Consider the following 23,697-nt stretch of genomic DNA (forward strand, 5'->3'; position numbering starts at 1 on the left):
AAACTTGCCCTTTCAAAAAATAACTTATGAATAAACTTATCGTACTATTCCTGTCATTGTTATTTGTCAAAAACAGTATCGCGCAAGTCTCACCTCCAAGCATCAAATTTTCCAAAACCTTCGGCGGCAGCCATGATGATCTGGGAGACTTTATCATTCAAACCCGCGATAAAAACTATCTTATCGGGGGGCGTACCAATTCGACCGATGGTGATATTGTAGTGCCGGGCTCTGATACAATTGGAGGTCATTATGATATTTTTTTGGTTAAAACAGATTCTGTCGGTACAAAACAATGGACGAAGGTCCTGAACAATTTTGGTGATGAATACCTGGCCGGCATTATTGAAACCGATAGCGCTTACGTTCTTGCCGGTGGAACTTACACAGATCATAATCATGATTTTGCAAGTCTTTCCGCGTCGAGCGGTTTTCTTATCTGGATAGATAAAAACAGCGGTGATATTATTAATATTAAAGATTACAGGCAGACATCTATATCGACCGTTATCAATGGTATAGCATTGGCTCCGGATGGTAATCTGGTATGTGCAGGAACTTACGTTGCCAACCCTGATTCCGTATTGGGAAACAAAGGTAGTGCGGATGCATGGATCATGAAAGTAGAGCAGACGACGGGTAACATTATCTGGCAAAAATTCTGGGGAGGCAGTGGTAGCGATCGTGGGTACGGAATTATCCCCGATGGCAATGGCGGATATACTATCGACGGAGACGTAATGTCTACTGATGGGGACGCATATGGTGCAGTCTATGGCCCACATGATTGTTTTGTGATAAACGTAGACAGCATTGGTAATACGCGCTGGTTTAAAAGATTTGGTAGCAGTGGTAGCGTTCAATATTTAAATAGAATCGGAAAAACTGCAAATGGATATTTCGTTGCTGGTTTTGCATCAGGTGACGGCGCGCATGTGCATGGTTCACTCGGGGACAACGACATTTGGGTGATGAAACTGAACAATACCGGAGATACTGTCTGGACGCGGGTGTTTGGTGGTTCATACCTGGATCGGAACGTTAGTATCGCTGTGACCAATGATGGCGGTGTGTTTATGAACAATGTGATTTTGTCGCACGACGGTACGTTTGGTAATTCTGGTGTATTATTCGGCAATTATCTTATCAGACTCGATTCGAACGGAAACATCGTATGGAAAAATCGAATGGGCAGCAACAAAGCCGATGCCCCGGGGCAGGGCATTGTGACCTGCGACAATGGATACGTTTTTACCGCAGAAGCAAGTCAGGTAAGCCGCGATGTGACAGGTATTGATCATGGGTCTTTTGAGATGTGGCTGTGCAAATTAAACGTTGACGGTCTGGATAACCTTACGCCTGATGCACCTTGCAATTATCAGCCGCCGGCACCGCCACAGCCTTCTGCCGTAGCCCAGCTTAATCCAAATGGTTCTGTGAGTTTATACCCCAACCCAACCACGGGCATTTTTCAATTGAAAAATTTGATCGTTGGCAGCAACATAAAAATGATGAATCTCGTAGGCCAAAAAGTATACGAACAAACGGCTGTAAAGAAGGAAGAACAGATTAATCCTGGAACCCTTGCTCCGGGCTTATATCTCGTTCAGATAACTACGCCGGATAAAACTGTCAATAATCTGAAGCTGGTGATTCAATAAAAAGGTAGATCCTTTTAACAAAGGCTGCTCATTGAGCAGCCTTTGTTCATTTGGCTTGTGTTGTCTTTCTCTGAATGGGTTTCGACATTAGCGGGATAGTATTCTCATGGATGTAATTTTTTTGAAAAGTTTATTAAATTCGTCAGGCCTTATCGCGCCCAGATATATTTAGTGGCGTTATCGCAAAACTCCAAAAAAAAAAATCATGAGAAAACCTATCTCTCATTTACCCGCGCGGTCTTGCGTGTATAAAAATACAAACCGTGGTGGGCAAATATCCGGCCTTACTTACGACGTCTTTGTCTTGTTTCCATTTTCATACATATTGGCGTAAAGAGAAAAATACCGAAGGAGCTTTTCTAAATAGCTTGCATGTACAGTAACCAGATATTCTGCTTCGCAATGCCCTAAGCAACGATTGAAGCGGAATATTGTTCTGCCTTTTCTTAACCTTGAAATTTTATGGGAATGAATTATACCAAATTACTGTTGTTACTATTTACTTTATTAACTTGTCAGAAAGCGTTATCACAACAAGGTTTTGCTAGCGCTGATGAAATAAACAGCGAGGGCTTTTTTTATTACGATACGTATAAAAAGGCAGCGCCAAATCGGATTGTTTTTGCCACCCGTACCAATATATCATGTGGGGGGATTCTGGCTGGTCCAGTGAGTCATATCATTCAAGGCGACACATTGCTGAAAACGGAATCTCAAGTCTATTTTCTCAATCCTTATACCGATATTCTGATCATCAAAAACACGGATACCAGTGCGGTGTGTAGTCAGGTATGGACCAGTATAATAGATAGCGATACCTATATCCGCAAAGAGAAAGCCTGTCTTTCCTGTAGCAATACTGGGCCGGGGTTCTCTTCCAATATGGAGGCTTATAAAGCTAAACCTTATGAGTTGATATTGTCTGCTCCTAAACCGTACAGATTGTACGGCTATAGTACGATGGATATTCCCAATCCGCAAAACTGCAACAGCTATACCATGTTTACGGCTGGATTAAGAAGCCTTTTTTTGCAGTGGTTTAGTAGTGTTGGCACCATGGTCTCGCAGCCAGGCTATAAAAACCTGAATATGCGTACGCAAGTGCCGATGTTTACTCCGAGCGTTGTTTTTAGTAATTTTTTCACCCAATATTATTATTCGTTGGGTATCGAAAGCCCAGGCTATGGTAGCCCATATCCTACAGATTCCATAGTCTGGCATCCATATACCGAACAACATATTTATCGCTTCAACGATTACACCAATATTACATCACCTGAGCCTACCAATGCTTACGCGGTAAGAGCGCAGAAAAATGTTCCTTACACTTATAACTTCGGTATTACAGACGCCGAGCATGATAGCACACGTCTCGTTGCTTATCGTGTGTATGGCAGTGGCCGCAATTGGCATCCAAGTTTGAATACTTGCGATATCTACGGGGTGCCTTCTACGACTGCCGAGATCAAAGCAGGTCTGCGCGATAGCGTGAGCCCCATCACTTATTTGCCGGGCTATAGTTATAACAATCCCTTTGGCCCTGGCAGCAACTTCAGTATAGATGCGGTGAATGGCTCTTTTACATTTACAGCTCAAGACACCGGCGTTTATTTTGTTGTTTTCAAATTAGAAGAATACCGCGATGGTAAACTGCTCGGCGATGTACTCGTATCGCGCTTGGCGATTGTGCTCGACGGTGCTTACCATCTCGTTAAAATATATCCTGCAGAACAACTCACAGGTGGTTATATGGGTGCTGACAGCGTTATCCGCCTTTGTCCGAACGATAGTTGTCATTTTACAGTGCCTGTAGGCGGCAACGGCAATTCTGCAACGCAATTGTATGTAACCGATAATGCCGGACAAACATTGCCGGGCAGTACCGTTAGTTATCAGTATTCCGGAACAGACAGCGCACGCATTAATATCGGCTGGCGCGCTCCGGCCAATGGCAGCGGCAGTTACAACGTGTTGATCTCTGCTGTAGATACCAACTGTACACTGAATCCAAATCGTATTTCTGTATTTAAAAACATACGCATCCAGGTGCCGGGCAATGTGGGCATCACTGGTAAAGACAGTATACTGTGTAAAGGTCAGAGTACCACGCTGCATGCGATCGGCACAGGTCCTTACTACTGGGAAGCGCTGCCAGGTGGCGATACAGCCATCGCTTGTCATACTTGTGATAGCATTACGGTTGCCCCGTCTGTGTCTACTTCTTATGTGTTGTATATACCGGGCGCTAATTGTGTAGCTCGCGATACGTTCAAACTGAAAGTGATTCCTGATTATACTGTGCAATTAAATAGCGATTCCATTTTCTGTTTGCCAATACCAACCAACTATACACTGGATGCGGTGGCGAATCCGCCAGCTGGTTATTATAAATACCAATGGACCGGAGCTCAGGTAAGTAATCCAACGATTCCAAACCCCGTTGTGCGAGGTACTGGCGCTTCCAACACTTATTATGTAACGGTTACAGACAGCTTCAAATGTTTTACCCACGCTGATAGCGTAACGCTGCGCAGCTATAATCTGCATCCGGAAGTGATTCCGGCACAGGATACTTTTTGTCCGGGTGCGAAAGTGCAGCTCAATGCGACAGGCGGACAAGTGTACACATGGTCACCGGCTACTGGTTTGTCTTGTGTTTCCTGTCCTGATCCGGTAGCGAGCCCTGATACTTCCATCGTTTATATCGTAACCATTACCGACACTACAAGCGGCTGTCATTTCGAATTAGCCAGCGGTCTGGTGCATGCCGATTTCCCTGATGTAGATGCGGGTCCGGATATTAACGCCACGGGCGGTCCGTTCCTGCTGCAAGGCGCTGCCGGCGGTGGTGCGCATGTAATCTGGACACCAGCTGAATACTTAGATTTTCCAGACTCTATCAGCACCATTGGTCGTGTACCGCAAAGCATGACCTTTATGCTTACAGCTGATAATGGACACTGCCGCCAGACCGATTCGATGCATGTGTTTTATACACCTTGCGCGGAGATTCATTTTCCGAATGCTTTTACACCAAACGGTGATGGTGTGAACGATGTGTTTATGTTTACCAATACGGAACCGCTGCAGGTAGAGCGCATGCGCATTTTCGACCGGTGGGGACAACAGGTAGATCTCGAATATGGCGCCAAAGCAACAGGCTGGGATGGTAAATACAATGGTGCTCCGCAGCCTTCCGGCGTTTATGTGTATATGATAGAAATTATCTGCAACGGCGTGAAAATTAAGAAGCAAGGTAATGTCACACTCCTTCGATAATAGAATTACGTAAAGAATGCAGAATAGAGAGCCGCTCAAGGAGCGGCTTTTTAAATCATACGATGTTTTGGCGCTTCTTATTCGACCAATCACCACCATCCACTATTGACCAGAAGCATCATTTCGTCGGTCGAAAACCTTATTTCGTCGAAATATAGGCTCGGAGGTCGAAAGCAGGAGGTGCGAACCCATTTAGTTTTTACTTTTAAGTATGAGCCAGATGCAGGCAATACCTTTTCATATGCCAGCTACTTACAAAGAAGAAGTAGCGCGCAATTTCAGTGCGATATTTTCTCGCTGGCGCTGGGTGTTGCATTTGCTGCTATGGTGCGTTGTAGGGGTATTGGCGCAGCTAACAGGTCAGGCCAGTTTTGATCATCCGTTCTCCGTCTACTTTCTTACCCTGATGTTTTGTACAATAGGGTTCAGCTATACTTTTTTGCTGCTGGTGGTGCCTTTGTGCCGCTTTCAAAAAGCGCTCCATCCTGTTTTCTGGGGCATGTTTGCAGATATCGTATTGTGGTGGGTTGTGCTGTTTGTATTGCGCCGCCGCTATTATCATTTTAACCTGCATGATGTACCCGAAATATTTCAGCAACAACCGGCATTGATATTGGGATATTCGTTGGGACAAATGCTCATCGTGGGTTGGAGTTTCTTTGCTATCTATTATTTTATTGATCTCTATGATCAGCAAAAAGGGCTGAACAGGTACGAAAGTGCAATAGCCGATAAGTTAAAGGCAGAGCTCGCTTTGCTGCAACAACAGATCAATCCGCACTTTTTGTTCAACACGCTGAATAATATTTACCTGCTTGTTTTAAAACAAGACCAGGCATCAGCTGCGGTCATTGGGCGGCTGAAGTCTCTGCTGGATTATATGCTCAACGATTGTACACAAGAACAAGTATTGCTTGACGATGAAATCACCTTTATCAAAAATTACATCAGCCTGGAACGGCTCCGGATTCGAGAGAAAGAGGCCACAATCGATTTTCAGGTGAAAGGCAATACCAGTGATATTAAAATAGCCCCGCTATTGCTGATTAATTTCGTTGAAAATGCCTTCAAACATGGCGTGAAGGGAGGCGTTGGGCATGCGAATCTTGATATAGAACTTTCTGTGTCTGGAAATAAATTGGAGTTTATCGTACGTAACTCCAAACAATTGTTACAGGATGCGAATACACTTTCTGTAAAAAGCGTTGGCGGTATTGGGAATGTAAATGTGGCGCGTCGTTTGCAGATTTTGTACCCGGGAAAGCATGAGTTAAATATAACCGAAACGGACCGTGAGTATATAAGCAGTCTTCAACTAACCATCGCTCAATAGCTGAATCATGATGCAGGATTATATAAAACAGGAGCTGGAGGATAAGAATCGTTTCGTCTATTTCAAAAGTGGACGTTGGGCGATCCACGTGCTGGTCTGGATCATTATTTATTGCGTAGCAACAATTGAGAAATCTCAGTCACCATTGAGTCCCGGGGCATTGTTTTATGTGCTTTTTTATGAACTGGGTTTATACATCATCGTTTATTATTGTTATTGTCGCTGTCTCGTTCCTGACTATTTTAAACAAGGTAAATACTTCCGCTTTTGGTTGCTATTAATTGGAACCTTATTGTTGTTGCCTGCTGTTGATCTTGTGATTCATCATTTTCTGGACCCGTTTATTCCACAGGTTTACCGTGAAGATGACGGGCTGGATTGGGCTACCTATGGCGATTTGCTGACAAATACACTGATCACCTTTCTCATCTTGTCTTTTATTTTGTACCTCATGGAGGTGGCCGAAGGAGTTGGTACTTACCGTTCTGTAGACACGGAAATTTATCAACGTCTTGCTGCAGAAAAGGAATTATTACGCACCCGTATGCAGCCCGATTTTGTAATGCGTTCATTAGATGGTATTGCGTTATTGGCGGAGCAACAAAACCCTGCGGCGCCTGATGCATTAGTAAGTTTCTCGGATATACTCCGTTACCGGTTGTACTTCAGCCAAAACAGCAATTATCTAACCGAAGAACTAGAGCAATTGCAACAGTTGTTTCATTTTCAGAAATCAACGATGGTTGATGGTGATCGCTGTGAATTGGCGGTTGTGGGCGATCCTGGAAGCAAAGCCATACCTGCGTTTACTTTGATTAATATCGGGGAGGCGTTATTTAGCACGTATGACGGTGATGAAGAATGGTCTTTAGTTTTTTACCTGCTGATAAGTGAAATCCAGCTGGAAATCACTATAGAGCTGCAAACGAGTAATAATACTGCAACAGAAGTTCTTACAAATTTGCGTGAATCACTGAGTACAATATTTAATATGGATTGTACATTTACAATAGAGCAGGAAGAAAATAACCGCCGTATCAATATATGCACACCGATAACGCTACTTTAAGCTGCCTGATTGTAGATGATGAGCCGCTGGCTCAGGAAGTGTTGCAGACACATGTCGCTAAGATTCCGTCGCTGCGTGTGGTGCAGGTTTGTAATAATGCAATGGAAGCTTTCGAGGCATTGCACAAGCATCAGATCGACCTTGTTTTCCTCGATATCAATATGCCCGTTATTAGCGGGCTGAATTTTCTAAGTTCGCTGAAAGAACCGCCTGCAGTGATTTTTACAACTGCTTATCCTGAATATGCGGTAGATGGCTTTGAGTTGGATGCCGTAGATTATCTGCTCAAGCCTATTTCTTTCCAACGTTTTTCTAAAGCGATTGATAAAGTTTTTGCGCGGGTGAAACAATTGCCTGGCGTACTACCAGAGGTGAAAGCAGTAGCGATTTCAGAGCCTGCGTCAAATCTTAAAATAGTGCAGCCGGAAAAAGATTATTTCTTCGTAAAGGCAGATAATAAACTGGTGAAAGTAAGTTTCGCAGATATTCTATTTATTGAAGGAATGAAAGACTATCTGAAAATGCAATTGAAAACAGGTACGCCAATCGTAATACATCAAACCATGAAAGGGATGGAAGATCAATTACCTTCCAATCGTTTTATGCGTATTCATAAATCTTACATTGTCTCGCTCGAAGCCATTCAAGCCATAGAAGGCGCGATAGTGCACCTTGGTAAAAACCAGATTCCTGTGAGTAATACTTATCGGGAAATGTTGCTGGCGGCAGTGGCGTCAGGCAAATAAAGGCTCCGCTTATTTGACGTCTGGAATCGTGCAGCGATGCTTGTGTTATGGTGGGATCCCTCCTATCGTCAGGATGACGTGCTGGAGTGCAACCATAAACGTACGCTTGTCACCTCGACGATAGGAGAGGTCCTGCGTAATGCCAATTATCTCTTCGACGAAAGTGCAAAAAACATCGATCAGTTGATGGCCGAACGTTTTATTAATCTGGTCGAAGCCCCGTCGCAAATCGTCTAAAACTGTACCAGGTGCGCTTATTCTCTTCGTTTTTTTGCTGAAACAATTCCAATGAGACATTCATCAATCAAAAAAACGATAACAATGAAAAAAGCAATTCTTCTTTTTCTCGCCGCCATTCTTTTGTTCACCATTGCCCGCGCCGGCATTGTACAAAACATTTTAGTTGTAAACAAAATCACGAGCTGTAATGTGGTTTCCAAAAAAGTCACCAGCGCTACCATTCCATTCTCCATAGCGTCTGGCTGGATCGTAGCAGAAGTAGGCGTACAGGTTGGTAACAGTAAACCGGAAAAGAAAAAGTTCATTTTTGATACAGGCGCTTCCGCTTCTTTTACTTCCGATTTCGCCGCAGGGAAAAACTGGAAAACAGAATCTGTGAGTGTGAAACAAGTGGCATTGGGTGAAAAAGGAAAACAGAAAGAAATGCTGATGACTGCAGATCCGGTGGTGTTTAGCTTCGGTGATATACAAGTGAAGCAGAAGCACGTGAGTATCGATAATATGGAGGTTTCTTCTTTTAAATGTCTGGATGCGGGCGGACTTATTGGTAGCAATATCCTGAGCAAATTTGTAGTGACTATTGATTTCATAAACAGCACACTTACATTAACGCAGAAGGACGCTTATGATTATAGTAGTCAGGAAAAATACAGTAGTAAACTGTCATTTATGGCGTTGCCGTTTCAGCAAAATCCATACTGCGCTATTAAAGTAAATGGTGAAGAGTACAGCGGGATCTTCGATACCGGTTTTACTGGTAATGTAATGCTGGATGTAGACAGTACGAAAGAACAGTTCAGGAAGATAACCGGAAAACCGGATGTGCTTACTTATGAGGCATATGCTGCAATGGCCAATGTGAATGGTGTTATTAAAAAACATAGTGTGGTTTATGAATGGGACAATGCCAATTTTAAATCAGAAAAGGATAGTTTTCGTGCGGATAATATTACCATACAACCGGCATCTAAAAATTCATGCAACGTGGGTTTGAAGTTTGCCCGTCAATACGAGAAAGTAGTGATCGACTGGAACAAAAAAGATATCTACTTCTTCAATCCATTGCCAAAGCCAGCCCCAACCCACACTGAGGTATGCATCAGACACCTCACCGATGAACAAAAATTTGTGATCGGACTCATCGAAACAAAATCTTCTTTTTATGCAAATGGTCTGCGTAGTGCCGATGAAGTAGTAAAGATCGATGATGCACCGCTTTCAACATTATCGCTCTCAGAATGTGATTTACCAAAGAAGCTGAATGAACTGCTGGACGCTGCGAATACGATTGTGGTAAAAAGAAATGGACAGGAAGTGGCTATTGCGAAATAACGGATGAGCAAGCAAAAGAGCATTTTTTTGCACAGGCCCGGTACTTTCTAGTATCGGGCTTTTTGTTGCTGTTGTTGTTACTGAGTTTACGTAACACAACCGGCCTAAGGAAACTCGGCGTTAAGAAATGAAATGCAGACAACAAGTGTCGTCAATGAAAATTCCTTCCGCCCGGAAAGATCTCCCCTTGCACCACATCGCTTTGCGCTTTTTTCTTTCGGTTAGTTGATGTTGATTGATCTTTTTCCTCACTGGCAACCATTTCGTCCAGCAGTACCGAGACATTGCGGCAGCGGCGGACGATGACGTGTGTTACTTCACCTTCTCGCTGCACTTTTCCTTCCACCATTAATAGATGAGAACGCAGGATTTCTTTTCGGTATTTCTCAAAAAACTTTTCGAATACTACCAGATTTGCAAAACCTGTCTCGTCTTCAATAGTGATGAAACAGATGCCCGTGGCCGTTCCTGGACGTTGCCGAACCAATGGTAAACCTGCAATCGCGATATTGTCGCCATCTTTATAACAGTCAAGCATACTGATTGGCTGTGCACCTAATAACATCAGACGTTCCCTTGCAAAACTTACAGGATGAGCTTTCAGCGAAAGAGTAGTACTGGCATAATCTTGCACTACGTGTTCGGCGAGTGTCATCTCCGGAAGTGCTACTGAAGCTTCCGCTTCTGGTTGTTGTCCTTTGTACATGCCTACAGGCCTATCTTTCAGCGCAGCTACCTGCCAGAGCGCTTGTCTTCTGTCCAGCCCTATAGAACGAAACGCATCTGCATCGGCCAGTCGTTCCAATGCATCGGGGGAAATTCCGGCATCATATAATTGATAAACATCCGTAAAGCTATTGCCCCTGGCAGCAACCAGTATTTCAATATCGGTTTCATTTATCCCTTTTATTTCACGAAACCCCAAACGCAACGGACAATATTTTCCGGTTTTTTCTTCCAGTAAATTATCCCAGGTAGAATAATTAATATCTACCGGACGCACTTCTACACCATGTTTTCGGGCATCTATTACAATTTGTGCCGGCTGATAAAATCCCATCGGCTGACTATTCAGCAATGCTGCCGCAAATACATCTGGGTAAAAACATTTGATCCAGGAAGAAATATAAACCAGCAAAGCAAAGCTCGCAGCATGACTTTCAGGGAAACCATAACTACCAAAACCTTCCAGCTGACGAAATACGCGTGCTGCAAATTCTTCTTCATAACCCTTCGCCACCATGCCACTGATAAGTTTTTTCTTCCAGTCGCTTACTTTTCCTTTCGCTTTGAAGGTTGCCATGCTTCTCCGCAAACCATCTGCCTCTGCAGGTGTAAATCCTGCTGCAACAATGGCAATCTCCATCGCTTGTTCCTGAAATAATGGAACTCCTAATGTCCGTTTTAGAATCGCTTCCAACTCTGCTGAAGGGTATTCAACCAGTTCCAATCCACTGCGTCGCCGCAAATAAGGATGTACCATATCGCCCTGTATTGGCCCAGGACGAACGATTGCCACTTCAATCACCAGATCATAAAAATCTTTAGGCTGCAAACGTGGCAGCATTGACATCTGCGCGCGGCTTTCAATCTGGAATACGCCTAATGTGTCGGCATGACTGATCATGTCATACACTGCTTTTTCATCCTGTGGAATGTTTGCGAGTGTTAAATCCAAATCGTAATGCAGCTTCGCTAAATCAAAACCCTTCCGGATGCAGGTAAGCATACCAAGCGCTAGTACGTCTACTTTCATAAATCCCAAAGCTTCCACATCATCTTTATTCCATTCAATACAAGTACGATCTTCCATGCGGGCATTTAAGATGGGGCAGAGATCCGTGAGTTTCCCCTGCGTGATCACAAAGCCGCCAGTATGTTGTCCCAACTGGCGTGGAAAGCCGATGTATTGTTGCGTCAGATCCAGTATTTTTCGCAAATGCAGATCGTTGGCATCAAAGCCTTCGGCAGATATCCGTTTGCCTTCGTACCAGTCTTCTGTAAATTCCCACATCGATTTCGATAAGCGGTTAATCGCATCTACAGATAATCCCATTACTTTACCCACATCGCGGATTGCACCTTTGCTGTGTACCTGCGTTACCGTAGCTACAATAGCGGCACGCTCCCGGCCGTATTTGTTGAAGATATATTGCATTACTTCTTCACGCCGTTCATGTTCAAAATCCACATCAATATCAGGTGGTTCATCACGTGCATCAGACATAAATCGGGCAAACAGAAGATTGACTTTTGTGGGATCAACAGAAGTAATGCCGAGACAATAACACACTACGGAATTGGCTGCAGAACCGCGTCCCTGACAAAGAATTTTTTCGCCGCGGGCGAAATTCACGTAATCAAATACGGTTAGAAAATAGGAACTATAATTTTTACGCGCAATAAATGCAAGTTCATCTAAAATCGTCTGATGAATTTTGGAAGGAATACCATCCTGAAATTTTTCGCGTGCTCCTTCCCATGTCCGGAACTCTAATTCCTCCTGAGGCGTGCGTCCTTCCTCCGTCAGCTCTTCGGGATAAACATATTTCAGACTGTCGAGGGAGAACTGGCAAGCATCGGCAATCTCTTGCGTACGTTGAATCGCATCGGGATATTGTGCAAACAAACGTTCCATTTCTTTTTCTGGTTTTAAGAAACGTTCTGCATTTTGGCATAGTTTGTAGCCTGCATTATAGATGGTGCATTTTTCACGAATGCAAGTCAGCACATCCTGCAATTCTCGTCGTTCATGATCATGATAGTACACGTCATTTGTGGCTACCATTGGGATGCCTAATTGTTCCGATAATTGCGCCAGCCGGTATAGTTTTTTTCCATCATCACCTTGATATGTCCGAATGGCACCGAGGTAAAGATGTTTGCCAAGTCTGGTTTTATATTCTTGTAACGCTGCTTTGTATGTAGGTTCAAAATCAAAGCTGGTATTGAGTTTGGAAGGTGGTACAGTAATAAATTTTATTCCTTCAGCATATTGGTATACATCTGCTTTCTTTATGTCGCATTTACCTTTTTCTGTACGGCGATTACCTGTGGTAAGTAATGCTGATAAATTGGCATAAGCCTCTTTATTTGTTGGATAAGCCAGTAATGATGGTCCATCTGCCAAATCCAATCTACATGCAGGTATGATACGGATATTTTTTCCTCTGGTTGCTGCATGTGCACGTACAATACCAGCAAGCGTATTATGATCGGTAATTGCAATGGCTGTATAGCCCAATGCGGCAGCCTGTTCCACGAGTTCTTCGGGATGAGAGCCGCCGCGCAGGAAGCTGAAATTGCTTGTTACTTGTAGTTCTGTATAATTCATATCATTCACGCAAAAAATCCATGTAAAAACCATTTTGGTTCGCCGGAAGCATAATGTCCCAGACGAAATAGCCAGTACCTCGCACCGTTTTCATCTTCCACACAATAGTAGTCGCGATGTTCGCCGGCATCTATCCACCATTCGCGTTCAATGCGTTCCGGGCCATCCGCTTTTTTTACTTTATGCAGCGTGCCTTTGTAATGAAACAACATTGGCGGATAATCGGGAATCGGTACAGTCACGTTGATTGGTTCTGGTACTGGCAGCAGGTGCACTGGTCTTGGCTGATCGATGCGCCATTCGGTTTGCGGTTTTTCTTGTAAGGATGTGCTTTGTACGAATGACCATTCCGGCCAGTAATGTTCTGCTGGTAAAAATCGATGAATAGCATTTGCCCCGATTTTGCCTGCAATCTTATCGAGTAATTCCGCAATGACGACTTCATCATGGCTCCCTGAAACTGCCCATAGTGCTTCTTGTTCAGATGTAAGATCTTCTACGACTGGTGCTTCCAGCAGGAACAATTCAATGCCCAGGTCTGGTTCTATGCTGGCAATTTTCAGCTCAAATAACTTGAACAGATGTTCTACATTGCGTGATGCCTTTCCGGTGCCGATGGATATTTGCTGTAACGCACCATCAATTCTATATCCTTTGAAAATGGCATGTCGCAATCCTTTTTCTTCACAGCCTAATCTTGTACAAAGTGCTTCCAGCAGGCGCCGTAGCGCAATCTCAATGCCAGGTGCTGTACGTATTGGTTCAAAGCTTGGTAATCGTTCCTGGTAAGGTTGTGCTGGCTGTATGGGCTGAATAATTTCTTTTTCCAATCCTAATGCCTGATCTAATCTGGAAAGTAGTGCAACTCCGAAACGCCGCCGTAGTGAACTGCGCGGCATATCAATAAATCGCTGGACGGTATACAATCCGAGTTTTTTCAACCGATCGATAGTGGTTTCTTCCAGGCGCAAAGCAACTGGCGGCAATCCCAGTAAAGCTTCTTTTTGTTGACCCGGAGGAATGATCGGATAAGTCCGGCCATATCTTGCCACAGCCCATGCTGCGCCCACTGTATCAGCGATTGCAGCGCGAACATGGTAACCATAACCGTTCAGTTTTTGGATAATGTCTTTCAGGTAATTTTCCTCGCCACCCCATAAATGCGCGCAACCACTGATATCTAAAATCAGTCCGTCGGATAAATCAATAGCCGCCACCGGAGTATAACGTAAACTCCATTCCGCAAAAGCATGAAGCAGTTTTTCTGCCTGCCCTTCCAGGTCGTCAAATACTTGTAAGGTTGGAAATATAGCTCTGCAGTCCGCTACTACCATACCTTTAGTGATGCCTTTCGCCTGTGCTTTTTCATTGGCTGCTGTTACAACAATGCGACCGCGTTCGGAAGCAGAGAGCACAAAAGGTACGTCCTTTAGCTCCGGGTGTTTGCGAACCCACCAGTTGGTCGTCAGGTGATAAAACCATATTGCCATAAATCGTTGCTGCATCGTCAACCAGTTTTTCGAATCGGAATAATTTGTGTTGTTGTGCCTGGTTGAGTTGTAAGTATTTTAAAACGATTGTCCGACCATTCCAGATTCCAGGAGCCTGGTTTGCCATTGCGTACTTTATCAAGCGTTACCTGCCAGCGTGGAAATCCAACTCCTGGCATTTCGTCTGCTGTATTGCTTGCCAGCGAAGTAATTTTCCAGCGCGCTATACAAGCGGTGTTATTTTCTGTTTTAGGAGCATAGCGATGAACGAAACCTGTAACATGGCTTTGCTCTACGGCCAATTGCAGCCGTCGGGATTGTGTAAAACTCAGCTCCGTCCACTCACCAATTACAAGTGCCAGCGATTCGCATTTCAGCGCTTCTTCAAATGCCCACAACGCTTCTTTTTCTTTCGCTACATCAATAAAGATGATTCGTTCCGGATCAATGCCAAATGATTTCAATGCAGGTGGATAAATGGTTCGCTTCGTACCAATCCAAAAACAACAACCACCCGGTTTTAAAAACTTGCCGGCTAATGCAGCTAAAAAACCATTCGTTGCCGCAGCATGTTCCGGCGCATAACTTAGCAGTTCATGAACAGCGCCAGTGGGAAAACGTTCGTACGGAAAAGCTTTTTCAATGATGCCTAAACCAGTTTGCAGACGATTATTACCGCAGGGAGTTTTAAAGCCCTGCAGCGAAAAAACTTCTTTCTGAAGCCGCTGGATAATATCTGGTTTCGCCGCATCCTGATCCATAAAAAAGGTTTAGCCATTGGTTTTCATGCTTGCGTGAATTCAGATGACAGGTTGATATCTTTAGTATCATTGTGTTGATCTCAATAATAACAAAGTGGCGGAGAAGAAAAAAATTAAAGTTTATTGGAAGTGGCGATGAGAAAGGCTTTGCACACAGTGAAAATGTTGAACATTAACTGCTTGCAATAAAGAATGATCTTAGATAAAAACACGAAAATTTATCCCGTTTTTTTACCGGGAAAAAATTTAGAATTCGAAGAAATTGGGAATAGCCTTTTTAATAATAATGCTCCAGCGTAAGGCCATAAGTCAGCAAAGTATTCTCCCTGCCCGTTCTGCTCACCCGGTTATAACTATAAGCCATCGTCACCGAAAGCCATTTGATAATCCTGACGGTAAGGCTTGCATCTACCTTTACAATCACGTCGTTTTTAGTCCAGAGCGAATTTTGGAGATAAGCACTCGCGTTGAGTTTGAAAATGCCCGTATCAGCTTTTAATTGTACGCGCAGCGAGTTACGGCCGGTATGATATTTATCGCGAATAGTATCGCTTGTGAAGATGTCGCTGTTTTCATAGATCAGACCATCGCTCACGTTGAATTTTATTTTTCCCCGGTCGATGATATTATACGCAAGTCCGCCACCAGCCTGATATTGATTATTTACTTTCAGTGAAATACTTGTGGTATAAGCGCCGAGTCCCCAGTAATAAGCATGCGGTGCCAGTTTGTATAAATTGCAATTGAAATTGGAGTTGAAATCATTGTTCGTAAGCGCATCATCAGCCGCGCCGTAGACCCAGGTGTTATTGAAGTTGAGTTCCACATCCTTTCTTCTGACGCCCGCATTCAGTTTGTTCGTCAGCAGATAAGAGCGGCTTCCGTCTGTTTTATTATAGCTTCCGGTAGAGATCAATCCCGTGTAATATCTGGTACTATCATTGTACTGGCTGAAGCAAATCAATGAGTTTAAAAGCAGTGTTATTCCTAAAAGTAGTTTTCTCACAAAAGGTAGCATTATGTCTGGACGGGCACAAAAATAGCGCCATAGGGGCTAAATGAAGGATTTGATTAGATGAAATGTGTTTGATTTTGGATAAATGCGGAGAATAATGGGGATAATCTCCGCATGGTTTGCGGAGATTAAATGAACGCGCGAGTTTGAAAGAAGTTTATTAATTTGATGTGATTGGTTAGTCAATTTTAGTTTGTCTTTTCATTTTTTAATTTGTTTTGTCCTATTATTTGTATCAATTTTGTTGGCACACAACTGTCATAACATATTGTGCTTTTATTGTTCGAAACACAATTAATTTCGCGTGAGTTGATCGACTGTACCGGCACAAAAATTAATGAGTATTTACTGATCAAAATCCTTAACAATGATACAGACTACCGTAGATAGGCAAGTTAAGGCTATAAAAGAGGCTACTGCCCAGGCTATCAAATCGAAGAAAAGTGCATTGGCGTTTCTTATTGCAGCAGGAATTATCACTGAGTCGTCTGCAAAGGCAAAGACTAAAATCTCAAAAAAGAAGAAGTGACTAATTGAGTGATTTAATAAGCATTTATCGCATTTCAAAAATAGCACAGAGAAGGCTGGAGTATTCCAGCCTTCTCTGTATTTATAGCTAACTATTATTGGAGCTGTACCGATTTCTGCAGTCATGAGGTTTTCTCTTTTGAGGAAATGCGGAGAATAGAGGGGTTAATCTCCGCATAATGTGCGGAGATTAGGACGGATCTTTCATGGATATGTATAGCCACGGAATGGTTTTTTGGTTTAAAACTAGGAGGATGATTATGGGAGGAAAAGTAAAAGCATTGTAAAATCATCGGAAAAAAGTTGGGCCGAAATGATAAATATCTATATATTACACTCGAAAGTTGATAGTACAGAAAAGGTTGTTACCTTTGCGCACCGATTTCACAAAGACTAGGATTAATAAAAGGCTTCTCGAAAATTTAAGTGTCTCGTTTTAAATGTCGAAATGAGGAATATTCAAAATTAATTTACATAAAAAAAGACCCCCGTTGGCGCGGAGGTCTTGATGCCAAGCCTTATATATTTCGTGCTTGGACTTAAGTGCGATTGTTCGACTAATCACTTGTTACAATTTGGACAAGGGATTTTATAGCACTTAGTGGGGTGACATATAGTCACTCCATTTCTGTTTATACACCGGCGGAAAATGAATCCCTTACCGTGGCAAACAGAACATGCGTCGCCCTTGTAAATTGTGTTGTCTGCAATTACCATTGCTTAAACATATTTACATTAAACCATCCCTCTTTGAGGCGGGGCTTATGCCTGCATATATAGATATGCCTTATTTTGAAAAAGAAAAGAATAAAAGGAGATCGGAAATATCTATAAGATAAAGTATTGCGTGAAAGAAGAATAATACTAGATTTGTACTGCTAATCACCAAAATCCTTATTGCCCGGTTCCCCAACCGGGTTTTTTCGTTTCTTATTAAAAATATTATAAAGAGCTTCTACAAATATACATCATCCTGTTTATACATAAGTTGTATTTCAAACAAAAAAATGACAAATTGTAAATAATTCTGTCCCTTTGGCAGTAAAGAGCCTTTTTGAAGGTAAAGAGTTATTTTTTCAAAAGTAGAACTGAAAAATTGAACCAAATAGTTTAATTACTCACAGGACTGTGGATAATTTATTTTATTCATGCATAAATAGTCACTTTTGCTTTTGCGGCTATCGTATTAATTCGCCACTCACTTTGAAACATTAGATAAATCTCCTATTTTTCTAATCACAAAAACCATCACTTATGAAAACACTACGCAAAACCTTTGCGGCAGTGGCAACGCTATGCGCGAGTTGCCTTGCATTTCCTGACTATGCACAGAACTTTCTTCCCCCCACGGGTTACAGTTTCAATTTTAACGGGAGTACTATGGGAACCACGCCTAATATCCGTCAGACGCATAACTACTCTATAATAAACATAGAAACGATGTATGGCATGACGGATATGTATCTTGCAGGTTGGTCTGCGCTTGCCACTCCCGGAGAAGTTACTTATCAGTTTACTGCACCTGGTGATCCTACCAACATACTGTATCAAAACACGATTGGCGTGCATGGCGATGAAATCTCCGTAGGTTCTATCACCGTTGGCACACAGCCGTTAATCCTGATCTCTTATCGTTCTACAGGCGGATCTACATCGGCCTATATGTTAGATATCTACAAAGTCACCAACGGGAGCCCTGTTGTGTCGTTTTGGGGCAGTCTTATTTTATCAACCAATATCGGTGGTGATGGTCGCATCAGTATGGACTGCCATAAGGGGTATGGTGTAGCGGTTGCTTATGCAACACCGCAGGGCATCGAAACACGTGTGGCGAACTCTTCAACCGGTTCTCTGGTGGTTGGACAGTCTATTCCATTGGCAGGAACATCCGGTAATCTTTGTCCTGATGTTGCCATTAGCCATGCGGGTTCGGGTCCGTTGAGCGTGCACTATGTGTATTATAATCCGGGCAATTACAGAATCACAGAGTCAATGATGGATTTTGGCACGCTGCTTACTGCGCCGTCAACGCCTCCGATTGCTCCGGCCATTCAAGATATCAACCAGCTGCCGACAACTACGAACAATTTCTTCCGTTACATCCGCCCGATAATCGATTGTCCGGATCACTATGATGTAGATAACTGGGCTTATGCTTATTGCTACACCACTTCGTCTAATGGCGGCCCAAATGCATTGCCTTCGGATGGGATTTTTGTTCGCCATATAGATTATCATTCTGCAGGTATACCAACGACTGTAAACTTAACTGACGGTAGTTTGGGAAATGTGCCATGCCTGGATGAATATCCGGTTTTCCCTGCGCTCTATTATGGCGAAGGAGGAAATGGATTTCCTACCGATCAGATTTATGTGGCCTGGTACAATCAGGTTAATCAGGCGCAGGATGGCGGCATGTTTGTAGGCGTGCATATGAGAGAAGATGGCACAGGCTTGTTCAATGATCCTGATTATTATACCATTCCAAATTCTTACAATAGTAATAGCGTCAATACTTTTTATCCATTCAATTTATACGACTATTACATAGGTCCGATTGCACTCAGCAAAAACAGCGACGCGAAATACGATATGTCTCCTAATTTTCTGTACACAACTTATTTCTACAGAGATCCAAGCTATACTTTTTATCTGAATCATGCGTTTCATAAATGGAACGATAATTCGGTGTACAGAACTACTGGCAATACATCGGATGTTCGCCCGGTATGTGGTCCTGTGACAAGTGTGAAACAATTGGGAAATGAAGTACAGGTGCAACCAAATCCGTTTAAAGATGTGATTCATGTTTCCCTTACGCTTCCGGAAGACGGCGAAGTGCACACAGCTGTAAGTGATCTTTTAGGTCGCGTAGTTTGGGCACACATAGAAACGCTTACTAAGGGTGACCATACATTACAGACCGATAATCTCGCAAATATTCCTGCTGGTATTTATATGCTTAACACTTCTTTGAATGGCAAATCAATCGATGCCAGAAAGGTGGTGAAGCAGTAAAGAAATTTGGTAAATATTTTGTGCTAATCTCCGCCTTGTGCGGAGATTTTTTTTAGCGTTGTATGATTCATGTTAAAAACAAGTGCCGATAATAAAATGAATAGCCTACCTTTGCGCCGCTTATTGGTTTCTTACTTAAAATAAGAATTAAAAGGGAACCCTGTTCAAATCAGGGGCTGTTCCCGCAACTGTAAGGTCTGTTATTTCTATACTGTTATACCACTGTGGTGCAAGTCGCCATGGGAAGGTAGTATAGAGGGACCGAGCCAGGAGACCTGCCTTAAGCTTTGTATTTACGTTTTCGGAGAAAAAACATAAATGTAGAAGCTTCATCTGCTGGCAGCTCTGCTATTATTGTTTATCTCCGTCATGGATATTTTAAATCAGATAAACAATAAAAATGAAAAAACTCCTACTCGGTGCTTTATTATTATGTGCTGCGCATTGGACAAATGGCCAGACAAAACCTTTTATAATGTATGCCGTGGCCGAAGGCAATTTCGGAACGCCCAACGGCGATGTTTTTAAAGTTTCTAAAGGTTTCGATACTATTGTGACAGTGTCTGCTCCGCTATACCAGACAGCAAATGGCGCTACAGGTTTTGATGTGCTTCAGGATTTTGAAATCGCAGGTAACAAAGCGGTATTCACCTCAAAGTCCAGCACCAGTAAAATCGCAATTGCCAATTTCCCAGCTTTTGATAGTGTCAAAACGTTTGCCATTACAGGCGGACAATGTATGGGTAAAGCAAGTGCTACTAAGGTGTATATAAGCTATGCGCAAGGCAATACCATCAAGCTGGTAGACCTTATCAACAACACGCTGACAACTGTTGCAGATCCTTCGAGTAGTATCTCCTCTTATGCTACCTATATGGCGTCGGCAAATGGATATATGTATGTAGCAATGTCCTCTAAAATCGTGAAGATTGATACGGCCACAAATGCCGTTGTGGGTACAATATTGCCTGGTCTTGGTTCTATTGCAGGACTCCAATATGATACGGCTAATAAGCAAATGTGGATACTGGGTAAATCCAGCAGCACATCTGCTGTCGTAAGAATGGATGTGCTCAACAATGATTTTCTGAATACTGCTATTGTATTTACTGGCGTCACCAATGCTGCGCAGCTTCGCTATTATAACAACAAGCTGTATTTCCTCTCAGGAAAATCGGTGCATATCTACAATATTCTTAACCCTAATATTCCTACTACTCCGGTTTATACAAGTACATTGGGTGGTACTGCATCAGGATTCGCCTATGGGAAATCATTTACTGTAGATCCAACAAGCGGAGATTTTGCTATTGGCAGTGCGAATAGTTATGCAGCCAACTCGCTGTACGAAGTAATTGATGGCACTACTTTCTCAACCATTGCTACAGGCCTTATTACAGGTTGTCAGATTGTCAATGAACTCGCATTGACGACGTCTCCAGCGCTGATTCCGCCTGTTCCAACTGTGACGAATCTCCCTGTAGTTAAAGGACAGTGTGGGGTAACCTTAATAGCGCCGACTGCGACTTCAGACACAGCTACTATTACAGGTACTACAACATCGCCACTCACGTACGCCGCGCAGGGCAGTTATACTGTTATCTGGACTTATACAAATGCAGTAGGTACTACCACGCAGACGCAAAGTGTGATCGTGGCGGATACGATACCACCAGTTCCGGATATTTTATCACTGCCAGTACTTACGGTTAACTGTCCTTATACGATAACTAATAAACCTACTGCTACCGATAATTGTCTGGGTTTAATTACCGCAACGACGACCAGTCCGCTTACGTATGCAAACGGCGGCACCTATACCGTGATCTGGACTTATACCGATAGCAGTGCAAATGTTACCAGCCAAACACAGACTCTTAATGTGGTTTGTAATACTTCTTCCGTGCCGGGTATGCAGTCTGGGAAGTTTGCAGTAACAATCGCTCCGAATCCTGCAGTGAATCAATTACACGTGCATATTGAAAATGGAGCAGAATGGACGCTTTCCTTGAGTAATATAATTGGCCGGGAAGTGGCGAAAGTAACGAGCAGAGATGCTGATTATATTTTGCCAGTAGCACAATTGACAAGCGGTATTTATTACGCTACAATATATGATCGTCAGACTGGACAGGTAACGGTGCAGAAAGTGGTGATCAGTCACTAAACATACAGCAGCTTTTGAATCATGGCCGGAGGAATATTTTCTTCCGGCCATTTTATTTGAAGAGTTGGGCTCTCCTCAGGAGCTGAGGTTTTGCCTAAAAACACAAAAGCCCTCCAGAATCTGGAAGGCTTTCTTTTGTGTGGTGTGAGCCGGGATCGAACCGGCGACACAAGGATTTTCAGTCCTTTGCTCTACCAACTGAGCTACCGCACCATTTTTCCCATTCGTTTTCGGGATATACCCGTTTTGTTTGGGAATGCAAAGATAGCAACGGGTTTCATTTTTCCAAAACTATTCCAGAAAAATATTCATTCACCGCTCTTTAGAATTTAGCAAAACGCTGTACTGAAAAGGCTTTGCGGTTGTCCCATAAAGTAAAAAAATATACTCCGGAAGGCAGATTTGATGTGAAAATCTGTTGATTAGCAGATTGGGGCAGCAATTTTCCTTCTTTTAAAATCTGTCCCTGAGTGTTCGTTATGTGGTAGCGCCATTCTTTGTTTAATGTGCCAGGTCCAAATAAGAGATTAATATCATCCTTCACCGGATTTGGGTAAAGCGTCACTATTCCTGCTTCGTTAGTTAGGTTTACGACTGTCGACGAGCCATCATAAATCTCAATGATTCGATCCACTTTGGCGCCAGTACCGCTCGCATCTGAATTGCTGGTAGAAATAAAAATGCTCCCGGCAGGCGAAATGCAGATATCCCGCAAGCGACCAAAGCTAATACTGCTTAATATTTGAGCGCTTACAATGGAGTCTTTCGCCGCATTCAGCACCAGTTGGTACAAGTGCATATCCTTTAGCGAAGCCATCAGCAATGAGCCTTGCAATGCAGGAAACATCGGATGGTCGTAATAGTCGATGCCGCAAGGAGCAATCGTTGGGGTCCAGGCATAAAGTGGCTCTACCACATTAGAATCTATGCAGAAAGTCTGTTCTGCAGGCAAGTCGCAAAATCCTGCAACTGTTGGCCAGCCATAGTTGCGACCGGACACGAGAATATTGATCTCATCATCTGTGTCTGGCCCGTGTTCTGAACTATAGAGTTTTCCGTTGGCATAAACGAGTCCTTCTGCGTTGCGATGTCCCCAATCCCAGATGGGACTACCCGCAATGGGATTATCGGCGGGAATCGTGCCATCGAGATTGATGCGTAATATTTTCCCGTTGAGCGATTGCAGATCTTGTGCATTAGGGCCAATGGTAGCATCACCCGTAGAAATGAATAATTTATCGCCTACAATCAAAATCCGGCCACCATTGTGGTACGTGGCGCCAATGATATTGTCGATTAAGATTTGCGGATTGGAAAGCGTATTTGCTCCGTAAGTAAATTTCACCACGCGTTCGCGGTAATTGGTAGTGCCTGGTTGCAGGTACTCATAGTCTACATACACATATGGCGTTGTGTTGAAATTTGGATCGAGTGCCATTCCCAGCATGCCACCTTCGCCGCTGCCCAGTATATACGTATCCGTTTCATGGTAAAGTGTATCCGTTTGGCCAGTCGTAGGCTCCAGCCGGCAGACATACCCGTTCTTTTGCGTGAACCAGATGTGATTATCCGGACCATAAATGATTTCCCAAGGTATAAAGAGCGAATCTTTTACCACCCGCGTTGAGAAATTAAGCTGTGCTTGTGTCTTTTCACTCACCAGCACCAGTAACAAACCCAAAGTGTAAAATATCGTTTTCATGAGATGGAGTATTTACAATACA

General features: G+C 43.2%; 15 protein-coding genes, 1 tRNA gene and 1 riboswitch. Of the genes, 9 read left to right on the plus strand and 7 right to left on the minus strand.

Annotation, left to right across the window (positions count from 1 at the left end; all coding sequences use genetic code 11):
- Nucleotides 1-26 precede the first annotated feature (26 nt).
- The 7 genes from DN068_RS05040 to DN068_RS05070 all read left to right on the plus strand — a co-directional run bounded on the left by DN068_RS05040 (nucleotide 27) and on the right by DN068_RS05070 (nucleotide 9,660).
- Nucleotides 27-1,661, plus strand: coding sequence for a T9SS type A sorting domain-containing protein (locus tag DN068_RS05040; RefSeq protein WP_110997802.1), 1,635 nt, complete (start codon nucleotides 27-29; stop codon nucleotides 1,659-1,661).
- Nucleotides 1,662-2,129: 468 nt separating this feature from the next.
- Nucleotides 2,130-4,940, plus strand: coding sequence for a gliding motility-associated C-terminal domain-containing protein (locus DN068_RS05045; RefSeq protein ID WP_165836283.1), 2,811 nt, complete (start codon nucleotides 2,130-2,132; stop codon nucleotides 4,938-4,940).
- A 220-nt stretch (nucleotides 4,941-5,160) separates the two neighbouring features.
- A complete protein-coding gene (locus DN068_RS05050) occupies nucleotides 5,161-6,273 on the plus strand; it encodes a sensor histidine kinase (RefSeq protein WP_165836284.1) in 1,113 nt (370 codons plus the stop codon).
- Nucleotides 6,274-6,280: 7 nt separating this feature from the next.
- Nucleotides 6,281-7,342: a histidine kinase gene (locus tag DN068_RS05055; protein WP_110997805.1), complete on the plus strand. Its 1,062-nt coding sequence runs from the start codon at nucleotides 6,281-6,283 to the stop codon at nucleotides 7,340-7,342.
- On the plus strand, nucleotides 7,318-8,088 hold the full coding sequence (locus tag DN068_RS05060; RefSeq protein ID WP_110997806.1) for a LytR/AlgR family response regulator transcription factor: 771 nt from the start codon (nucleotides 7,318-7,320) through the stop codon (nucleotides 8,086-8,088). Before DN068_RS05055 ends, DN068_RS05060 begins: the two co-directional genes overlap by 25 nt.
- A 36-nt stretch (nucleotides 8,089-8,124) precedes the next feature.
- Complete coding sequence (locus tag DN068_RS21935; RefSeq protein ID WP_123985234.1) at nucleotides 8,125-8,325, plus strand: hypothetical protein; 201 nt, start codon at nucleotides 8,125-8,127, stop codon at nucleotides 8,323-8,325.
- A gap of 84 nt (nucleotides 8,326-8,409) precedes the next feature.
- The gene (locus DN068_RS05070; RefSeq protein WP_123985235.1) at nucleotides 8,410-9,660 is read left to right on the plus strand and encodes a hypothetical protein; all 1,251 of its coding nucleotides are present in this window, start codon (nucleotides 8,410-8,412) and stop codon (nucleotides 9,658-9,660) included.
- Nucleotides 9,661-9,811: 151 nt separating this feature from the next.
- On the opposite strand, the gene DN068_RS05075 is transcribed toward DN068_RS05070, so the two are convergent.
- From DN068_RS05075 to DN068_RS21940, 5 genes are all read right to left on the minus strand, one after another.
- Complete coding sequence (locus DN068_RS05075) at nucleotides 9,812-12,994, minus strand: error-prone DNA polymerase (RefSeq protein WP_110997838.1); 3,183 nt, start codon at nucleotides 12,992-12,994, stop codon at nucleotides 9,812-9,814.
- A gap of 5 nt (nucleotides 12,995-12,999) precedes the next feature.
- On the minus strand, nucleotides 13,000-14,499 hold the full coding sequence (locus DN068_RS05080; protein WP_110997809.1) for a Y-family DNA polymerase: 1,500 nt from the start codon (nucleotides 14,497-14,499) through the stop codon (nucleotides 13,000-13,002).
- A 2-nt stretch (nucleotides 14,500-14,501) separates the two neighbouring features.
- Complete coding sequence (locus DN068_RS05085) at nucleotides 14,502-15,245, minus strand: ImuA family protein (RefSeq protein WP_110997810.1); 744 nt, start codon at nucleotides 15,243-15,245, stop codon at nucleotides 14,502-14,504.
- A 277-nt stretch (nucleotides 15,246-15,522) separates the two neighbouring features.
- Nucleotides 15,523-16,251, minus strand: a complete 729-nt coding sequence (locus DN068_RS05090; RefSeq protein WP_207798857.1) for a DUF481 domain-containing protein — start codon at nucleotides 16,249-16,251, stop codon at nucleotides 15,523-15,525.
- A 354-nt stretch (nucleotides 16,252-16,605) separates the two neighbouring features.
- Nucleotides 16,606-16,914, minus strand: a complete 309-nt coding sequence (locus DN068_RS21940) for a hypothetical protein (RefSeq protein WP_123985236.1) — start codon at nucleotides 16,912-16,914, stop codon at nucleotides 16,606-16,608.
- A 1,128-nt stretch (nucleotides 16,915-18,042) separates the two neighbouring features.
- Between DN068_RS21940 and DN068_RS05095 the strand changes: the two genes are divergently transcribed.
- Nucleotides 18,043-19,806, plus strand: a complete 1,764-nt coding sequence (locus DN068_RS05095) for a T9SS type A sorting domain-containing protein (protein WP_110997812.1) — start codon at nucleotides 18,043-18,045, stop codon at nucleotides 19,804-19,806.
- Nucleotides 19,807-19,912: 106 nt separating this feature from the next.
- Nucleotides 19,913-20,103: riboswitch (cobalamin riboswitch) on the plus strand.
- Nucleotides 20,104-20,206: 103 nt separating this feature from the next.
- The gene (locus DN068_RS05100) at nucleotides 20,207-21,973 is read left to right on the plus strand and encodes a T9SS type A sorting domain-containing protein (protein WP_110997813.1); all 1,767 of its coding nucleotides are present in this window, start codon (nucleotides 20,207-20,209) and stop codon (nucleotides 21,971-21,973) included.
- A gap of 140 nt (nucleotides 21,974-22,113) precedes the next feature.
- On the opposite strand, the gene DN068_RS05105 is transcribed toward DN068_RS05100, so the two are convergent.
- A tRNA-Phe gene (locus DN068_RS05105) sits at nucleotides 22,114-22,186 on the minus strand.
- Between the two features lie 109 nt (nucleotides 22,187-22,295).
- Nucleotides 22,296-23,675 carry a PQQ-dependent sugar dehydrogenase gene (locus DN068_RS05110; protein WP_110997814.1) on the minus strand — a complete coding sequence of 460 codons (1,380 nt, stop codon included), beginning with the start codon at nucleotides 23,673-23,675 and terminating at the stop codon, nucleotides 22,296-22,298.
- Nucleotides 23,676-23,697: the final 22 nt, after the last annotated feature.

It is taken from the genome of Taibaiella soli (genome assembly GCF_003236175.1).
Lineage (GTDB): Bacteria > Bacteroidota > Bacteroidia > Chitinophagales > Chitinophagaceae > QKTW01.

Bases quoted from the DNA above. Each gene is read 5' to 3' on its own strand.
- DN068_RS05045 (WP_165836283.1), top strand. From the start codon at position 2,130: ATGAATTATACCAAATTACTGTTGTTACTATTTACTTTATTAACTTGT.
- DN068_RS05095 (WP_110997812.1), top strand. From the start codon at position 18,043: ATGAAAACACTACGCAAAACCTTTGCGGCAGTGGCAACGCTATGCGCG.
- DN068_RS05055 (WP_110997805.1), top strand. From the start codon at position 6,281: ATGATGCAGGATTATATAAAACAGGAGCTGGAGGATAAGAATCGTTTC.
- DN068_RS05080 (WP_110997809.1), bottom strand. From the start codon at position 14,499: ATGCAGCAACGATTTATGGCAATATGGTTTTATCACCTGACGACCAAC.
- DN068_RS05060 (WP_110997806.1), top strand. From the start codon at position 7,318: ATGCACACCGATAACGCTACTTTAAGCTGCCTGATTGTAGATGATGAG.
- DN068_RS21935 (WP_123985234.1), top strand. From the start codon at position 8,125: ATGCTTGTGTTATGGTGGGATCCCTCCTATCGTCAGGATGACGTGCTG.
- DN068_RS05040 (WP_110997802.1), top strand. From the start codon at position 27: ATGAATAAACTTATCGTACTATTCCTGTCATTGTTATTTGTCAAAAAC.
- DN068_RS05070 (WP_123985235.1), top strand. From the start codon at position 8,410: ATGAAAAAAGCAATTCTTCTTTTTCTCGCCGCCATTCTTTTGTTCACC.
- DN068_RS21940 (WP_123985236.1), bottom strand. From the start codon at position 16,914: ATGACTGCAGAAATCGGTACAGCTCCAATAATAGTTAGCTATAAATAC.
- DN068_RS05110 (WP_110997814.1), bottom strand. From the start codon at position 23,675: ATGAAAACGATATTTTACACTTTGGGTTTGTTACTGGTGCTGGTGAGT.
- DN068_RS05050 (WP_165836284.1), top strand. From the start codon at position 5,161: ATGCAGGCAATACCTTTTCATATGCCAGCTACTTACAAAGAAGAAGTA.
- DN068_RS05075 (WP_110997838.1), bottom strand. From the start codon at position 12,994: ATGAATTATACAGAACTACAAGTAACAAGCAATTTCAGCTTCCTGCGC.
- DN068_RS05085 (WP_110997810.1), bottom strand. From the start codon at position 15,245: ATGGATCAGGATGCGGCGAAACCAGATATTATCCAGCGGCTTCAGAAA.
- DN068_RS05100 (WP_110997813.1), top strand. From the start codon at position 20,207: ATGAAAAAACTCCTACTCGGTGCTTTATTATTATGTGCTGCGCATTGG.